Below are 16,964 nucleotides of genomic sequence, written 5' to 3' on the forward strand. Positions count from 1 at the left end.
GCTGCGCCGGCCATCACTGACGACGGGGTTCCCCCGGCATAACCTCGGCGTCCGAACCGCCCAGCGGCAGCGGCGCCAGCAGGGCCAGCGCCTTGTCCTTGAGGATCTGCATATCAATCACCGGCACCCACAGCTCCTTGGCCTGTTCGTCCCAGTGCCGCAAGCGCAGGCTGATGGCCCATAGCGGGTCTTGCTCGAAAGCTATCGCCTCCTGTGCACTCATCACCCCGCCCTGAAACTCCAGGGTCCGGCGGCTGGCTTCGCTGAGGCGCTGGTAATAACCCGGCTCCTTGAGGGTCAGGTAGCGCTTGGCCTGCACGTGATACTCCACCAGCCGCGCCAGGCGCTCGCTGAAGCCGATCCGACGCAGGTAGTCGGCACCGAGGCGCTCATGGCTGACCACGCCGAAACCATCCATGGTTGCCGCATCTTCGGCGCAAATGTGCCCGATATCGTGAAAGAACGCCGCCAATACCACTTCGTCGTCAAAGCCTTCGGCCATGGCCAGTTGCGCCGCCTGGGACATGTGCTCGATCTGCGATACCGGCTCGCCAATGTAGTCGTGGTCGCCAAAGCGCTCGTACAGCGCAAACACCTCGGCAACCGCCCGGGCTTGATGCTCCATCAGCTTTCTCCCAGCAGGCGGGCGATATTGTTTTCCGCCATCGCCGGACCAACGCTCATCCCCACTCCGGTGTGCATCAGGGACGCATGCACCCCCGGCGCCGCCTGCAGGAACGAAAACGGCTGCTGCCCGCGCGCGCCGTACACGCCCTGCCAGCGCTCCAGCACCTGAACCTTGCAACCCAGGGTCTGCTCGGCCAGCTCGATCATCCAGTCGTCCACTTGTTCGGCATTGAATGGCGAAGGATCGCGACCGTAATCGTGGGAGTCGCCGATGATCAACTCACCGTAAGGGGTCGGACTGATCAACAGGTGAATGCCATGCTCATGCAGATGGGGCGCCTGGGCCAGGATTTGCGCCTGGACCGCCGCCGCTTGCGGCAAGTCGGAAAACGCACCGTAGTGCACGCAACTCAGGCCGGTAAGCAGCGCGTGCTGCAGCTTCAGGTCGACTTGGGGCCGGGCGCGGAGCATTTGCAGGCGACAGATTTGCGGCTCGAGCCGGGCCAGGGGTTCAGCGAGCAGGGTCTGATAGTCGTGGCCGGAACAGAGCACGATCTGCGCGCCACGAAAGGTACCGGCGGTGCTGTGCAACTGCCCGGGTTCGATGTCGCGGACCAGGGTCGAAAAATGGAACTCCACCCCCAGGTCGCGGCGCAGGTACTCGATCAGCGTCGGAATCGCTTCGCGGGAATACAACTGCTGGTCGTCCAGGCCGTGGAGCGCCGCGCGATGATGACGAAACTGGCCGCCGTACAGGTCATTCAGGGCCGCGCCTCGCAGCAGCTCGACCCGATAACCGTGCTCCACTGCACGCCCATTGCAAAAGGCTTGCAGCAGATGCTCTTCGGCCTCGGTGCGGGCAAACAGGTAGGAGCCATTGCGCTTGAGCTGCAACCCCGCCAACTGCGCCCAGTCACCCCAGATCTCCCGGCTGGCCCGGGCCAGCTCAAGCATGATGCCCGGCGGCTGGCCGGTGACCAGGGCCTGGCCGAAGTTGCGCACCGATGCGCCCAGGGGTGTGGCGCTGCGCTCGAATACCCGCACCCGCAGGCCGCGCTTGGCGGCCGCATAGGCATGGGACAGGCCCAGGATGCCGGCGCCGATAATCAGCATATCGCTGTGTCGAGTCATGTACGTGTCCTGAAAAGATTAGGCGGGCGTGGCGAGGGAGCTGGCTCCCGCTGGACCGCTCAGCGGTCCCAAACCCGGGTACTGCGGTGCTTCAAAAACACCGCAAGCTCTGTTGCCAGGAGTGCGCTGCACTCCAGCGGAAGCACGCTCCCTCGCCACAAAAAGCCACTCGCCCCCCGCTGACAGGCCCTTGGCCAGTAGGGGTCGTCCCTGGCGCTTACTGCGCCGCCACTTTTTCCGACTTGCCGTCGTAGCGCTTGCGCCATTCAGCGAGGATCTGGTCGCGGTTCTTCGACGCCCAGGCAAAGTCGTTCTTGATCAGGCGCTGCTCATAGTCGGCCGGCAGTTCGGTCTGCGGCTTGGCGATACCCGGCTGGGCCAGCACGGCGAAGTTTTCCTTGTACAGCTCCATCGCCGCCGGGCTGGCGGAGAAGTCGGCGAGCTTCTTCGCCGCCTCTTCATGAGGGGTGCCCTTGATCACCGCAGTGGCTTCGATTTCCCAGCCCAGGCCCTCTTTGGGCAGCACGATGTCCAGCGGCGCGCCCTGGCGCTTGAGCTGCACCGCCGGGTACTCAAAGGAAATGCCGATCGGGAATTCGCCGGCAGCGGCCAGCTTGCACGGCTTGGAGCCGGAGTGGACGTACTGGCCGATGTTCTGGTGCAGCTCATCCATGTACTGCCAGCCCTGCTTCTCGCCGAAGGTCTGCAACCAGGCGCTGACATCGAGGAAGCCCGTGCCGGAGGACGCCGGGTTGGGCATCACGATCTTGCCCTTGTACTCGGGCTTGGTCAGGTCCTGCCAGCTGACCGGCTTGGTCAGGCCCTGCTTCTCCGCTTCCACGGTGTTGAAGCAGATGGTCGCGGCCCACACGTCCATCCCGACCCAGGCGGGCGGGTTGGCGGCGTCGCGGTAGTTGGGTCCGATCTGGCCCAGGTCCTTGGGGGCGTAGCTTTGCAGCATGCCCTGTTGATCGAGGATCGCCAGGCTCGACGCCGCCAGGCCCCAGACCGCATCGGCCTGTGGCCGGGCTTTTTCCGCCAGCAGCTTGGCGGTGATGATCCCGGTGGAATCGCGCACCCACTTGATCTCGACGTCCGGGTTGGCCTTTTCGAAGGCTTGCTTGTAGGACTTCAGCTGCTCGGCTTCGAGGGCGGTGTACACCGTCAACTCGGTCTTGGCGGCAAAGGCATTCAGGCTGAAGGCGGTGAGGACAGCAGCGGCAAGAGCCAGGGGCTTGAACATGGTGCGGTTCCTTTTAATGAGTGTGGGTGGAGGGGCGTAATCAGTGGCCCGGCGCGGTCTGGCGCCAAGCCTGGGAGCGGCGCAGCAAACCGCGCGAGGCCCAGGCCAGCAGCAGCGAAACGCCGGCCGAGGTGAAGAGGATCAGGGTCGACATGGCCGCCGCGCCGCCGACGTTGCCGGCGTCGTCCATGTTCAGCACGGCGACGGCGGCGAGAATGGTGTCCGGGCTGTAGAGGAAAATCGCCGCCGACACCGTGGTCATGGCCGAGACGAACAGGTAGCGCACGATGTCCAGCAGTGCCGGCAGGCAGATCGGCAGCGTGACCCGCCAGTAGTGCCGGTACAGCGGCGCCTTGAGCGACAGCGCGGCAGCTTCGAATTCGGCGTCGAGTTGGCGCAGGGCGGTGGTGGCGGTCATCTGCGCGGTGGTCAAATAGTGAGCGATGGTGCACACCACCAGCAGGCTCATGGTTCCGTAGAACACATGCAGCGGGTTGCCGTTGAGGTTGAAAAAGAACACGTAGCCCAGGCCCAGAACCAGGCCCGGCACTGCCATCGGTACAAAACTCAGCATGCGCAGCAGCAGGTTCAGGCCGCGCTGCCCCTGGGTCTTCTCCATCAGGTAGGCGCCGGTGAAAATCAGCCCACTGCCGATCAGGGCGGTGCACAGGGCCATGGTCAGGCTGTTGCGATAGGCCAGCCAGCCACCGCCGGCGGTGTCGCTGAACTGGTAGTGATTGAGCGATAGCGACAGGTTGTACGGCCAGAATTTGACCAGGGACGAGAACACCGCCATGCCGAACACCAGCAGCAACGCCGCGCAGATCAGCAGCACGATGGCCAGGTAGCAGCCATCCCGGACGCGACTCGGCAGCGGCTTGAAGACCTGGGCCCGGCCGCTCATGGAGTCGCCATGGCGCCGGCGCAACCAGGCATCGACCGCGAAGCTGAACAGCGCCGGCAGCAACAACACCATGCCGATCAGGGCACCACGCCCGAACTGTTGCTGACCGACCACCGCCTTGTAGGCCTCCAGTGCCAGCACCTGATAGTCGCCGCCGACCACCACGGGCACGCCGAAGTCGGTGATGGTCAGGGTGAACACCAGGCAAAACGCGGCGAACACCGCCTGCCGGGTCGCAGGCCAGGTGATGCTGCGAAAGGCCTTGGCCGGGCTCGCGCCCATGCTCGACGCTGCGTCGAACAGCCGCGCATCGGCCAGGGACAGCGCCGAGAGCAAAATCATCAAAGCGTGGGGAAAGGTGTAGATCACCTCCCCCAGGACAATCCCCCAGAAGCCGTAGATGTTGTCCGACAGCAGCCCGCGCAGCAGGCCCTGGTTGCCGAACAGATACACCAGGGCGATACCCGGCAGCATCGAGGGCGCCATCAGCGGCAGCAGCGACAGCCCGCGCCAGACAGCCTTGCCCGGGATCAGGGTGCGTTGCAGGGCGTAGGCGAACAGATAAGCCAGCGGCACCACGATGGCCGCCACGCTGAGGGAGACTTTCAGGCTGTTGCCCAGCAGCCAGTGGAAGTTTTCGCTGCGCAGCAGTTCCCGCGCCGCCACCAGCCCACCGCCCTGCCCGGCTTCACTGCTGAAGCCGCGCCAGAAGATCGCCAGCAACGGCATCAGCACAGCAACCCCCAGCAGGCACAGGAGCAGGACCTTGCCGCCGACCACAAACAGCCGATCACCCAGCTCGGCGCGGGAGGCCTGGCGTACCTGCTTGCCCGGCAGCGGCAGGGCGATCTGCGCGCCCATCAGGCAAACACCTGCAGGCTGCGCGGCGGCAGGGCGACCATGATGTTCTGCGCCCCCAGGCGCGGCATGGCTTCGGGCGCCAGTTCGGCGAGCAGCGCATGGCCGGGCAAATGCTCCAGCTCAAAACTCATGCGGCAGCGGTTACCGAGGAAGGTGATTTCACGGACCTTGGCCGGGAACAGGTTTTCCTCGTGCACCAGCGGGTTGACGCTGATCGCCTCCGGGCGGCAGAACAGCCGGCCCGACGCGGCTTTGCCGCTGTTGTCGGCCAGGCGCATGCTCATTCCGCCGACCTGGGCATGGCTCTCGCTGTTACGGCTGAAGGGCAGCCAGTTGCCCTGGCCGACGAACTCGGCGACGAAAGGCGTCGCCGGCCGGTCGTAGATTTCCTGCGGCGTGGCGTACTGCTCGACCTTGCCGTTGTTCATCACCGCGATGCGGTCGGCCATCAACATGGCCTCGTCCTGGTTGTGGGTCACCATCAAGGTGGTCACGCCCAGGCGCCGCTGCAATTGGCGCAGCTCGGTGCACAGGTGCTCGCGAACCCGGGCATCCAGGGCCGACATCGGCTCGTCGAGCAGCAGCAGGGAAGGCGCCGGTGCCAGGGCACGGGCCAGGGCCACCCGCTGCTGCTGGCCGCCGGACAGCTGGCCGGGGTACTTCTTTTCGCTGCCGGTCAGGCCCACCAGCTCAAGCATCTGCCCTACCCGCTGGCGCACCTCGTCGCGCCCGCTGCCAGCCAGGCCGTAGGCGATGTTGGCCTCGACGCTGAGGTTGGGGAACAACGCGTAGGACTGGAACAGGATCCCGTAGTCCCGGGCCTGGGGCGCCAGGCGCGACACATCGCGCTCACCCAGGTACAACTCGCCCTGGTCCTGGCGCTCAAGGCCGGCGATGCAGCGCAGCAGCGTGGTCTTGCCGCAGCCGGACGGGCCGAGCAGGCACACCAGCTCGCCGGCCGCCACGTCCAGGGACACGTTATCCAGCGCCGCAAAGGCGCCAAAGCGTTTCTGCAGACCGCGCACCTTCATCGGTGCACCGGGGTTGCTCAGGGCAGTGGCAATCGAGTTGTTCATGGAGGGGCCTCATCAAGCAGATGCAGGCCATCCTAGGGAACGAATGCGTAGTTACTGTGGCAGCGAGGCAAAAGTTGCCGATAGTGGTATTGGCAGATTTGGGTTGGCCCGGGGCCAGGCAACCCTGCACGGCAGGTTCAGCAGCCGGCCATTTCCTGGGCCAACCCGAGGAAGGCCGCCGGCAGGCGCGCGTTTTTACGCTCCTTGAGGCAGTACAGGTACTCGGCGATCTGTGGGGCGTTTTCGAAGGTCAGCACGCGCAATTGCGGGTCGTGGGGCACTTCCTGGCGGGCGATGATACTGATGCCGATGTTGCGCAGCACGGCTTCGCGGATCGACTCACGACTGCCGATCTCCAGCAGCGGGCCGAAGCTGACCTGGGCACTGTTGAGCAGTTCTTCGGTCAGGCTGCGGGTGGTCGAGCCGGCTTCGCGCATCAACAGGGTATGCCCGGCCAATGCACTCAGGGGCACGTGGTCCAGCGCCGCCAGCGGATGGTTGCGATGCACCGCCAGCACCAGAGGGTCGGTGCCCAGCACCCGGCGGATCAAGCGTGGGTCTTCGAGCAGTTGCGACGAGGCGGCGATGTCCACTCGGTACTCTTCCAGCGCCTCCAGCACCTGCTGCGAATTGCCGATTTCCACGGCCACCTGGACCTGGGGCAAGCGCTCGCGGAAGGTCTTGACCAGGTCGAGGATGTAATACGGCGCGGTGGCGGCGATGCGCAGGCTGCCCTGCATCTGGCCGCTGTTGCGCAGGAAGAACTCGATGTCCGCCTCCTGCTGCAACAGTTGCTTGACCATCGGCAGCAGCCGCGCGCCCTCGTCGCTCAGGCTCAGGCGGCGACCGCCACGGTAGAACAGCTCAACCGCGTACTGGCTTTCCAGGTGGCGAATCTGGGTGGTGACCGTCGGCTGGCTAAGGCCGAGCTTTTTCGCCGCCAGGGTAATGCTGCCCAGGCGGGCGACCATGTAAAAAGCCTTCAGCTCGGCACTCAGCACTGCGCACTCTCGTCGTTATTTGCGCAACAGGCGCAAACCATTGAACACCACCAACAGGCTGACCCCCATGTCGGCAAAGACTGCCATCCACATCGTGGCCAGGCCGGCAAAGGTTACTCCAAGAAAGATCGCCTTGATCACCAGCGCCAGGGCGATATTTTGCACCAGGATATTGGAGGTCTGACGCGACAGGCGGATAAACGCCGGAATCTTGCGCAGATCGTCGTCCATCAGGGCGACATCGGCAGTTTCAATCGCGGTGTCGGTGCCAGCGGCGGCCATGGCGAAACCGATTTCGGCCCGGGCCAGGGCCGGCGCGTCGTTGATGCCGTCGCCGACCATACCCACGCGGTGCCCCTGGGCATACAGCGCTTCAATCGCTTGCAGCTTGTCGGTGGGCAGCAGGTCGCCTCGCGCCTGGTCGATGCCCACCTGGGCCGCAATGGCCTGGGCGGTGTGCGGGTTGTCACCGGTCAGCATCAGGGTCTTGACCCCCAGCTCATGTAGCTGGGCAATGGCTTCGCGGCTGGTGTCCTTGACCGTATCGGCCACGGCAAACAGCGCCAGCGGCCCGGAGCGGTCGAGGAGCAGGACCACGGTCTTGCCTTGTTTTTCCAGGGCGAAGAGTTTTTCCTCGAGGGCGGGCGAGCACAGGCCCAGTTCTTGCACCAAGCGGTGGTTGCCCAGGTGGTACAGCTCACCGTTGATCTCGCCACTCACGCCGCGCCCGGCCAGGGCCTGGAAGTTATCCACAGCGTGCAGCGCCAGTTTTTTATCCACAGCCGCATTGGCGATGGCCAGCGACACCGGGTGGTCCGAACGCCCGGCCAGGCTGGCGGCCAATGCCGGCGCGGTGTTTTCGGCCAGGGGGTCGAGGGGCAGGAAGTCGGTCTGCACCGGCTTGCCGTGGGTGATGGTGCCGGTCTTGTCCAGGGCCAGGTAGTCGAGCTTGTAACCGCCCTCCAGGTACACCCCGCCCTTGACCAGGATCCCTTTGCGCGCGGCGGCGGCCAGGCCGCTGACGATGGTGACCGGGGTGGAAATCACCAGTGCACACGGGCACGCCACCACCAGCAGCACCAGGGCGCGGTAGATCCAGTCGAACCAGGCCGCGCCCATGAACAGCGGCGGAATCACGGCCACGGCCAGGGCAAAAACAAAGACTACCGGGGTGTAAATGGTGGAGAACTTGTCGACAAAGCGCTGGGTCGGCGCCCGTGCGCCCTGCGCCTGCTCCACGGCGTGGATGATCCGCGCCAGGGTCGAGTTGTTGGCCGCGGCGGTGACTTTATATTCCAGGGAGCCGGCCTGGTTGATGGTGCCGGCGAAGACCTTGTCGCCCACGGTCTTTTCAATCGGCAGGCTTTCACCGGTAATCGGCGCCTGGTCAATGGTCGAACTGCCCGAGACCACCTCGCCATCGAGGCCGATGCGCTCACCGGGGCGTACCCGGACCAAGGCTCCGAGTTCGATGCTCTTGGCTTCACGTTCGACCCAGGTTCCGTCCGGCAACTGCACCGTGACCTGTTCCGGGGTCATCTGCATCAGGCCACCGATGGCGTTGCGCGCCCGGTCCAGGGAACGCGCTTCAATCAGCTCGGCCACGGTGAACAGGAACATCACCATCGCCGCTTCCGGCCACTGGCCGATCAGCACCGCGCCGGTCACCGCGATACTCATCAGCGCGTTGATGTTGAGGTTGAGGTTCTTCAGGGCAATCCAGCCCTTTTTATAGGTGCCCAGGCCACCGCTGAGAATCGACACCAGCGCCACCAGGGCAATCACCCACGACGGCGCACTGTCGGTGAAGTGGATCACTTCTGCCGCCAATGCCCCCACGCCGGACAGGGCCAGCGGCCACCAGTGTTTCTTCACCGGCGGCGCTGCCGGCCCGGCGTCGACGCCCTGCTCGATCGGCTCGGCCTGCATGCCCAGGGACTTGATGGCTTCGATGATCGGCGCGGTGCTCGGCAAGTCGTGGGTGACACCCAGGACCCGGTTGATCAGGTTGAACTGCAATTGCTGCACACCGGCCAGCTTGCCCAGTTTGTTCTGGATCAGCGTCTGCTCGGTCGGACAGTCCATGGCTTCGATACGAAAACTGCTCAAGCGGGCGCTGGCGCTGATGGTCGCGCTCAACTGGACCTGCGCCGGCGCGACTTTGGACGAGCAGCAGGAATCGCCATGGCTGCCGTGGTCATGCTTGGGGATGGCCTGCAGCTTCGGCTCCTGGCCGTGATCGTGATCGTGATCGTGATCGTGATCGTGATCGTGATCGTGATCGTGATCGTGATCGTGATCGTGATCGTGATCAGCGTGGGGCTTGCCGGAAGTGTGGAGCGAATTGTTCATTGTGGTGACGTCCATGAAAGGTGCCTGTTGCCAAGTGAACACCCTGTAGCCACTATAGGGTCAAGCACCCAAAACGAGACGGCCCCATGAAAATTGGTGAATTGGCGAAACTGACCGACTGCCAGGTCGAAACCATCCGCTATTACGAACGTGAAGGGCTGCTGCCGGAACCGGCTCGCAGCGAAGGCAACTACCGTCTTTACACCCAGGCCCACACCGAACGCCTGACGTTTATCCGCAATTGCCGCAGCCTCGACATGACCCTCGAGGAGATCCGCAGCCTGCTGGGCCTGCGCGACAGCCCGCAAGGACAGTGCGAGAACGTCAACGCCCTGATCGACGAACACATCCACCACGTCAAATTGCGCATCGACGGCTTGCTGGCGCTGCAGGAACAACTGCTCGACCTGCGCCAACGCTGCTGCGAAGGGCCGGACCTGGACCAATGCGGGATCTTGCAGCGCCTGGAGGTCAGCGGTTCGGTCGCGCCCAGCGACGCCGAGCACTCCCATGTCGGCCGCAGCCACGGGCACTAGGCCCGTGGCCGGGCGCCATGTTTTCAGGAGCCGTGGCGGCCCAGGGGTATCAGCCGCTGGTAGATCCCCTCAAGCAGCGTCAGCAGCCGTTGATCCAGATCGCGCCAGGCCAGGCCCTGGCGCACCAGGCAGGCGCTGAGCAACCCGACCAGGCAGCCGCCAAGGATATCGAACGAGAAATGCACCCCCAGGTAGACCCTGGCCCAGCTCACCAACAGCGCCAGCGCCAGCATCACCAGCCCGGTTCGGTACAGGGACACCAGGATCAGAGCGAACGCCATGGCAAACATGCCGCTGGCATGATCGCTGGGAAAGGACGCCCCAGGCGCGTGGGCCAGGAAGTTCTGCCCCAGGCCCAGCATGAACGGCCGTGGGTGAAACCACAGATCGCGAATCAGCAGGTTGCAGGCCAGGGCGAAGACAATGCTCAAGGTCGCGATCAGCACGATCATTCGTTGCCGCCGCCCGCCGAACACCCACAACACCAGGAGCAGCAGCGGCACGCTCAGGACCAGCCATTGCGCCAGGAACACCGCCAGTTCGCGCATCGGCAACGATGCTTCGGCGCTGGCATTGATGGCCAGGAACAGGCTGCGGTTGAGTTCTTCCATTCAAGGGCTCGCATTCAATATCAGAAGGACTGCACCCCGAACGAACCGAGGCTGCTCCTGAGAGCGTAGCCGCCCGCCAGGTACAGCAATGCCCGGGAGGGTTCCCGGGCACAGGTCGATAAAGGTCATGGATGAAGCGACAAGGGCCGCGCGGTGTCGGCCCCACGGCCCCCGGGTAAAGGCCTAAACCGCCATCGGCGCGGTCATTGGCGCATGGTGCTGGTAGCCGTCGAGGGAGAAGTCGCTCGGCTCGATCAGCTCCAGCCACTCCGGCTGGTAGACACCGGTCTTGGCAAACTCCGGCACCCGATCACTGATCACCAGCTTAGGCATCGGGAATGGCTCGCGCTTGAGCTGTTCATTGAGCATGTCCAGGTGGTTTTCGTAGACGTGGGCATCACCGATGAAATAGGTGAACCAGCGTGGGGTGTAGCCGGTGAGGCGCCCGATCAGGCTCAGCAAGGCGGCGCCTTCGGTGAGGTTGAACGGCGTGCCCAGGCCCAGGTCATTGGAACGGATATAGAGGGTCAGGGAGATTTCCCGGGTCTCGACATTCGGGTGGAACTGATACAGCAGATGGCACGGCGGCAAGGCCATTTCATCGAGCTGAGCGCAGTTCCAGCCGTGGAACAGGATCCGGCGGCTGCCCGGGTCCTTGATGATGGTGTCGACACACTGGCGGATCTGGTCGATGGCCTTGTACAGCACCACATAGGCCTGACCGTTTTCCTCGCCTTCGGCGATCTGCCGATAGCCCTGGGCCAGGGTCTGCTCGATGGCGGCCGGGTTGCTCAGGGCGATCTGCTTGTAGGCCGGCCATTTGCGCCATTGCACGCCATAGATTTCACCCAGGTCGTCTTCGCCCTGGCGGAACGGGTTGGCCAGCCATTGCACGTTTTCGTTGGCGTTCTGGTCCCAGACCTTGCAGCCCAGGGCACGGAACTCGGCGGCGTTGTTCACGCCACGCAGAAAACCGCACATCTCGCCGATGGCCGACTTGAAGGCCATCTTGCGGGTGGTGATGGCCGGAAAGCCTTCCTTGAGGTCATAGCGCAGCATGGCACCGGGAAAACTGATGGTGTTCACACCGGTGCGGTTGGCCTGCTTGGTGCCGTTGTTGATAACGTGGGCGACCAGATCGAGATATTGCTTCATGAATTACCTGCATCCTTGAACCCGGGGCCAGGGCCCCGGTATTCGAATTTAAAGCGCGGCGCTCGTGTTCGCCGGAGCGCGGTGATAAGCCAGCCAGATCAGGAACAGGCCACCGATGATCATCGGCAGGCACAGTACCTGGCCCATGGTCAGCCAGTTCCACGCCAGGTAGCCGAGCTGGGCATCCGGCACCCGGACGAACTCGACGATAAACCGGAAAATCCCGTAGAACAGGGCAAACATGCCGGAGACCGCCATGGTCGGCCGCGGCTTGCGCGAGAACAGCCACAGGATCACGAACAGCGCCACGCCTTCCAACGCGAACTGGTACAGCTGCGACGGATGCCGCGGCAACTGCGAAGGGTCACTGAACGGCGGGAAAATCATCGCCCAGGGCAGGTCAGTCGGCTTGCCCCACAATTCGGCGTTGATGAAGTTGCCGATCCGCCCGGCGCCCAAGCCGATCGGCACCATCGGCGCGACGAAATCCATCAGCTCGAAGAATGACTTGTTGTTGCGCTTGCCGAACCACAAGGCCGCCAGCATCACCCCGATAAAGCCGCCATGGAACGACATGCCGCCCTTCCACACCTCGAAGATCAGGGTCGGGTTGGCCAGGTACGCGTTCAGGTCGTAGAACAGCACATACCCCAGACGGCCACCGACAATGACCCCCATCGACATCCAGAACACCATGTCGGAGAGCTTCTCCTTGTTCCAGGTCGGGTCGAAACGGTTCAGCCGGCGCGATGCCAGCAGCCAGGCACCGCCGATGCCGATCAGGTACATCAGCCCGTACCAGTGGATTTTCAGCGGACCGATGGCCAGGGCCACCGGATCGATCTGCGGGTAAGGCAGCATTGCGACTCCTCGTAAGAGTAGAAAACTCAAGATTGCGGGCGTGACAGTGGCACGCCGGGATTAAGCCAGGATTGCGGCCCCTTTCAGAGCAGGAAACTCAGCCCTACACCAAACAGCAGCGCGGCAAACAGACGCTTGAGCAGGCGCGGCGACAGGCTGTGGGCCAGGCGCGCGCCAAAGCGGGCGAATACCATGCTGGTCAGCGCAATGCCCAGCAGCGCCGGCAAATACACAAAACCCAGACTATGGGCCGGCAGCAACGGATCATGCCAGCCCAGAATCATGAAACTTAAGGCACTGGCCAGGGCAATCGGCAGGCCGCAAGCCGATGACGTCGCCACCGCCTGTTGCATGGGCACGCTGCGCCAGGTCAGGAACGGCACGGTGAGCGAACCGCCACCGATGCCGAAAATCGCCGAAGCCCAGCCAATCACGCTGCCGGCCAGGGTCAGACCCACTTTGCCGGGAACCGTTCGGCTGGCCTTGGGCTTGAGTTCAAGGACCATCTGCAGGGCGATCACCAGGGCGAATACACCAATGATCTTTTGCAGGTGGGGACCGGAAATCGCCTCCGCCGTCAGCGCACCAAAGCCGGCGCCGATCAGAATCCCTACGGTCATCCAGACAAAGATCGGCCAGCGCACCGCGCCCCTGCGCTGATGCTCGCGAATCGCATTGACCGAAGTGAAGATGATGGTCGCCAGCGAGGTGCCCACCGCCAGGTGGGTCAATACCAGCGGGTCGAAGCCCTGCGCCTTGAAACTGAACACCAGCACCGGAACGATGATGATCCCGCCACCCACGCCAAACAGCCCGGCCAGCACGCCCGCACAGGCGCCCAACAGCAGATAGAGCAGAAATTCCATGGGTGCACCCCAAAATAAGACCGGCATGGTAACGGATGCACGGCCCTCGGCTCCACTGGATGGCGATGGATACCCGCTTCATCTGTGCGTAGAGTGGGCAAAAACACAAAAGGGATAAGCCCGATGTGCTTGATCGTTTTCGCTTGGCGGCCGGGCCACGCCCAACCGCTGATCGTCGCGGCCAACCGCGACGAATTCTATGCCCGCCCCAGCCTGCCCCTCGCCCAGTGGCCTGAAACTCCGGAAATTCACGCCGGACGCGACCTGGAAGCCGGCGGCACCTGGCTGGGGGTCGGCGCCGATGGCCGTTTCGCCGCACTGACCAATATCCGCGACCCTCATCAACCCCCGGCGCGCCGTTCCCGGGGCGAACTGGTGGCACGCTTTCTCGCCGGAAAAATCCCGCTGGATGACTATTTGACCGACGTTGTCGGCCGATCGGTGGAATATGCCGGCTTTAACCTGCTGCTCGGCACCGCCGAAGCGCTGTGGCATTACAACGCCAATGACCTGCAACCCCAACGCCTGGGCAGCGGCGTGTATGGCTTGTCCAACGCCGGCCTGGATACGCCCTGGCCGAAACTGCTCAAGGCCCGCGCCGCCCTCGGCGAACTGCTGGACGATCCGCAGCCCCAGGCGCTGCTGGCCTTGCTCAGTGATCCGCAGACCGCGCCCTTTGCCGACTTGCCGGACACCGGCGTCGGCCTGGCCACCGAGAGTCTGCTGTCCAGCGTGTTTATCGCCAGCCCCAGCTATGGCACCCGCGCCAGCACCGCGCTGATCGTCCACGCCGATGGCACCCGGCACCTGGTGGAGCGCAGTTTCGGGCCCTATGGCGGACATTTGGGAGAGGTCGAGCTGAAGGTTTAAAACGCCCAGGCCGGATGCTGCAGAGCAGGATCCGGCCGGGTGGTGAGTAGAACCGCGCGGTTTAAAGCGTCTTGGCCGAAGCGGGATTGATCATCCGCGCCAGGCCGAGCTTTTTCAGCGCCAGTTGCAGCGAGCTGTGGATAACTTGCGGGTTGTCGATGGTCATCAGCTCGGCCAGCAGTTCCTTGGCCTTGGTCAGGTTGATCTGACGCAGCATCCACTTCACTTTCGGCAGGTTGGTGGCGTTCATCGACAGGCTGTCGAACCCCATCGCCATCAGCAGCACCGCTGCCGCCGGATCACCGGCCATCTCACCGCAAATGCTCACCGGCTTGCCTTCGGCATGGGCGTCGCGCACTACGTTTTGCAGGGCTTGCAGCACCGCCGGGTGCAAGTAGTCGTAGAGATCGGCAACCCGCGGGTTGTTGCGGTCCACGGCCAGCAGGTATTGGGTCAGGTCGTTGGAGCCGACCGACAGGAAGTCCACCTGGCGCGCCAGCTCCTTGGTCTGGTAGACCGCAGCCGGAATTTCGATCATGACCCCGATCGGCGGCATCGGCACATCAGTGCCTTCGTCACGCACTTCACCCCAGGCACGGTGGATCAGGTGCAGGGCTTCTTCCAGCTCGTGGGTGCCGGAGATCATCGGCAGCAGAATGCGCAGGTTGTTCAGGCCTTCGCTGGCCTTGAGCATGGCCCGGGTCTGGACCAGGAAGATTTCCGGGTGGTCGAGGGTGACGCGAATGCCGCGCCAGCCGAGGAAGGGGTTGTCTTCCTTGATCGGGAAATAAGACAGTGACTTGTCGCCGCCGATGTCCAGGCTGCGCATCGTCACCGGCTGCGGATGGAAGGCCGCCAGTTGCTCGCGATAAATCGCCAGCTGCTCCTTTTCACTCGGGAAACGCTGATTGATCATGAACGGCACTTCGGTGCGGTACAGACCCACACCTTCGGCGCCGCGCTTCTGCGCCCGCGCCACATCGGCCAGCAGGCCGGTGTTGACCCACAGCGGCATGCGGTGGCCATCCAGGGTCACGCACGGCAGGTCGCGCAGCGCATCCAGGCCCTGGGCCAGTTGCCGCTCTTCCTCGACCACCTCGGCGAACTGCTTGCGCAGCACATCGCTGGGGTTGGTGTAGACCTCGCCGTGGTAGCCATCGACGATCATCTGGATGCCGTCGACCTTGGAGTAAGGCAGGTCGACCAGGCCCATCACCGTCGGAATCCCCATGGCTCGCGCCAGGATCGCAACGTGGGAGTTGCCCGAACCCAATACCGACACCAGGCCGACCAGCTTGCCTTCCGGCACCTCGCCGAGCATGGCCGGCGTCAGTTCTTCGCTGATCAGGATGGTGTTGTCGGGGTAGACCAGGGTTTGCTGGCGCTCTTCCTGCAAGTAGGCCAGCAGTCGGCGGCCCAGGTCCTTGACGTCGGACGCCCGCTCGCGCAGGTAGGCGTCGTCCATCAGCTCAAAGCGGTTGACGTGATCGGTGACCACCTGCCGCAGTGCGCCCTGGGCCCACTGACCGGTCTTGATAATGGTGGTGACTTCGCTGCCCAGCGAGGCATCGTCGAGCATCATCAGGTAGACGTCGAACAAGGCGCGCTCTTCCGGGCGCAGCTGGGTCGCGAGTTTTGCCGACAGTGCGCGCATATCGGCACGCACGCCTTCAATGGCGGTCTTGAACAGCCCGAGCTCGGCATCGATATCGCTGATGGTTTTATCCGGCACCACGTCCAGGTCGGCCGGCGGCAGCATGACCACCGCCGTACCCACCGCGGCACCCGGCGAACCCGGGACGCCGACGAACTTGGCTTCCTGAATCCCCTTGCCCTGGCGCCCCAGGCCGCGGATCGAGCCGGTGGCTTCGGCGTGGGCGATAACCCCCGCCAGCTGCGCGCTCATGGTCACCAGGAAGGCTTCTTCGCCCTCGTCGAACTGGCGACGCTCCTTTTGCTGGATGACCAGCACGCCCACGACCCGGCGGTGGTGGATGATCGGTGCGCCGAGGAAAGAGGCGTAACGCTCCTCGCCGGTTTCGGCGAAGTAGCGATAGCGCGGGTGATCGGCGGCATTTTCGAGGTTGAGCGGTTCTTCGCGCGTGCCGACCAGGCCGACCAGACCTTCATTGGGTGCCATGCTGACCTTGCCGATCGAGCGCTTGTTCAAGCCCTCGGTGGCCATCAGGACAAAACGGTTGGTCTCGGGGTCCAGCAGATAGACCGAGCAGACCTGACTGCCCATGGCCTCTTTGACGCGCAATACAATAATCCCTAACGCCGCCTTGAGATCCTTGGCGGAGTTAACTTCCTGGACGATCTTGCGCAGCGTATTGAGCATGGCTCGGGGTCGAACTCCGTCGTCAGTCGCGCGCTAATAGGCGCGGGGCAAGCTCTTTGAGAGCGCGGCGATAAACCTCGCGCTTGAATGTCACCACCTGGCCCAACGGATACCAATAACTGACCCAGCGCCAGCCATCGAATTCCGGTTTACCGGTCAAATCCATCCGCACCCGCTGCTCGTTGGAGATCAGGCGCAGGAGAAACCATTTCTGTTTCTGGCCGATGCACAGCGGTTGGCTGTGTGTCCTGACCAGACGTTGCGGCAAACGATAGCGCAACCAGCCCCGGGTGCAGGCGAGAATTTGCACATCTTCGCGCTCCAGGCCCACTTCTTCGTTCAACTCGCGGTACAAGGCGTCTTCCGGAGTCTCCTCGGGGTTGATCCCCCCTTGAGGAAACTGCCAGGCATCTTGATTGATACGGCGAGCCCATAGCACCTGGCCGGCATCATTCGTCAGAATAATCCCGACATTGGGGCGGAAACCATCGGGGTCGATCACGGCAACAACCTCGCAAACGCATGTCGC

15 protein-coding genes are annotated in these 16,964 nt (G+C 63.8%); 2 read left to right on the forward strand and 13 right to left on the reverse strand.

What is annotated here, in order from left to right; translation table 11 throughout:
* Positions 1 to 13 precede the first annotated feature (13 nt).
* The 7 genes from JFU57_RS05755 to JFU57_RS05785 all read right to left on the reverse strand — a co-directional run bounded on the left by JFU57_RS05755 (position 14) and on the right by JFU57_RS05785 (position 9,195).
* Positions 14 to 625, reverse strand: coding sequence for a phosphonate degradation HD-domain oxygenase (locus JFU57_RS05755; protein WP_078473500.1), 612 nt, complete (start codon positions 623 to 625; stop codon positions 14 to 16).
* Positions 625 to 1,758 (reverse strand): TIGR03364 family FAD-dependent oxidoreductase, encoded by a 1,134-nt coding sequence (locus JFU57_RS05760; protein WP_078473499.1) that lies wholly within the window; start codon positions 1,756 to 1,758, stop codon positions 625 to 627. Before JFU57_RS05760 ends, JFU57_RS05755 begins: the two co-directional genes overlap by 1 nt.
* A gap of 217 nt (positions 1,759 to 1,975) precedes the next feature.
* Positions 1,976 to 3,001, reverse strand: a complete 1,026-nt coding sequence (locus JFU57_RS05765; RefSeq protein WP_201128439.1) for a putative 2-aminoethylphosphonate ABC transporter substrate-binding protein — start codon at positions 2,999 to 3,001, stop codon at positions 1,976 to 1,978.
* 40 nt (positions 3,002 to 3,041) lie between these two features.
* Positions 3,042 to 4,766 carry a putative 2-aminoethylphosphonate ABC transporter permease subunit gene (locus JFU57_RS05770; RefSeq protein ID WP_020295856.1) on the reverse strand — a complete coding sequence of 575 codons (1,725 nt, stop codon included), beginning with the start codon at positions 4,764 to 4,766 and terminating at the stop codon, positions 3,042 to 3,044.
* Positions 4,766 to 5,842 (reverse strand): putative 2-aminoethylphosphonate ABC transporter ATP-binding protein, encoded by a 1,077-nt coding sequence (locus JFU57_RS05775; RefSeq protein WP_020295857.1) that lies wholly within the window; start codon positions 5,840 to 5,842, stop codon positions 4,766 to 4,768. Before JFU57_RS05775 ends, JFU57_RS05770 begins: the two co-directional genes overlap by 1 nt.
* 137 nt (positions 5,843 to 5,979) lie before the next feature.
* Positions 5,980 to 6,843 carry a LysR substrate-binding domain-containing protein gene (locus JFU57_RS05780; protein ID WP_201128441.1) on the reverse strand — a complete coding sequence of 288 codons (864 nt, stop codon included), beginning with the start codon at positions 6,841 to 6,843 and terminating at the stop codon, positions 5,980 to 5,982.
* A 15-nt stretch (positions 6,844 to 6,858) separates the two neighbouring features.
* Positions 6,859 to 9,195: a heavy metal translocating P-type ATPase gene (locus JFU57_RS05785; RefSeq protein ID WP_201128443.1), complete on the reverse strand. Its 2,337-nt coding sequence runs from the start codon at positions 9,193 to 9,195 to the stop codon at positions 6,859 to 6,861.
* 86 nt (positions 9,196 to 9,281) lie between these two features.
* Here JFU57_RS05785 and cadR point away from each other — a divergent pair, with 86 nt between their 5' ends.
* On the forward strand, positions 9,282 to 9,731 hold the full coding sequence (gene cadR, locus JFU57_RS05790; protein ID WP_020295860.1) for a Cd(II)/Pb(II)-responsive transcriptional regulator: 450 nt from the start codon (positions 9,282 to 9,284) through the stop codon (positions 9,729 to 9,731).
* Between the two features lie 23 nt (positions 9,732 to 9,754).
* Here the strand turns inward: cadR and JFU57_RS05795 are convergent, their stop codons facing one another.
* The 4 genes from JFU57_RS05795 to JFU57_RS05810 all read right to left on the reverse strand — a co-directional run bounded on the left by JFU57_RS05795 (position 9,755) and on the right by JFU57_RS05810 (position 13,224).
* On the reverse strand, positions 9,755 to 10,342 hold the full coding sequence (locus tag JFU57_RS05795) for an undecaprenyl-diphosphatase (protein WP_201128444.1): 588 nt from the start codon (positions 10,340 to 10,342) through the stop codon (positions 9,755 to 9,757).
* 183 nt (positions 10,343 to 10,525) lie between these two features.
* Positions 10,526 to 11,497, reverse strand: coding sequence for a thymidylate synthase (locus JFU57_RS05800; RefSeq protein WP_201128445.1), 972 nt, complete (start codon positions 11,495 to 11,497; stop codon positions 10,526 to 10,528).
* Positions 11,498 to 11,545: 48 nt separating this feature from the next.
* The gene (gene lgt / locus JFU57_RS05805; protein WP_020295863.1) at positions 11,546 to 12,358 is read right to left on the reverse strand and encodes a prolipoprotein diacylglyceryl transferase; all 813 of its coding nucleotides are present in this window, start codon (positions 12,356 to 12,358) and stop codon (positions 11,546 to 11,548) included.
* A gap of 83 nt (positions 12,359 to 12,441) precedes the next feature.
* Complete coding sequence (locus tag JFU57_RS05810) at positions 12,442 to 13,224, reverse strand: sulfite exporter TauE/SafE family protein (protein WP_020295864.1); 783 nt, start codon at positions 13,222 to 13,224, stop codon at positions 12,442 to 12,444.
* A gap of 123 nt (positions 13,225 to 13,347) precedes the next feature.
* Between JFU57_RS05810 and JFU57_RS05815 the strand changes: the two genes are divergently transcribed.
* Positions 13,348 to 14,094: an NRDE family protein gene (locus tag JFU57_RS05815; protein ID WP_201128451.1), complete on the forward strand. Its 747-nt coding sequence runs from the start codon at positions 13,348 to 13,350 to the stop codon at positions 14,092 to 14,094.
* Between the two features lie 61 nt (positions 14,095 to 14,155).
* Here JFU57_RS05815 and ptsP read toward each other — a convergent pair whose 3' ends face one another.
* Positions 14,156 to 16,435 (reverse strand): phosphoenolpyruvate--protein phosphotransferase, encoded by a 2,280-nt coding sequence (ptsP, locus tag JFU57_RS05820; protein WP_020295866.1) that lies wholly within the window; start codon positions 16,433 to 16,435, stop codon positions 14,156 to 14,158.
* A 22-nt stretch (positions 16,436 to 16,457) separates the two neighbouring features.
* The gene (locus tag JFU57_RS05825; protein ID WP_007927344.1) at positions 16,458 to 16,937 is read right to left on the reverse strand and encodes an RNA pyrophosphohydrolase; all 480 of its coding nucleotides are present in this window, start codon (positions 16,935 to 16,937) and stop codon (positions 16,458 to 16,460) included.
* Positions 16,938 to 16,964: the final 27 nt, after the last annotated feature.

It is taken from the genome of Pseudomonas sp. TH07 (assembly GCF_016651285.1).
Taxonomy (GTDB): Bacteria; Pseudomonadota; Gammaproteobacteria; order Pseudomonadales; family Pseudomonadaceae; genus Aquipseudomonas.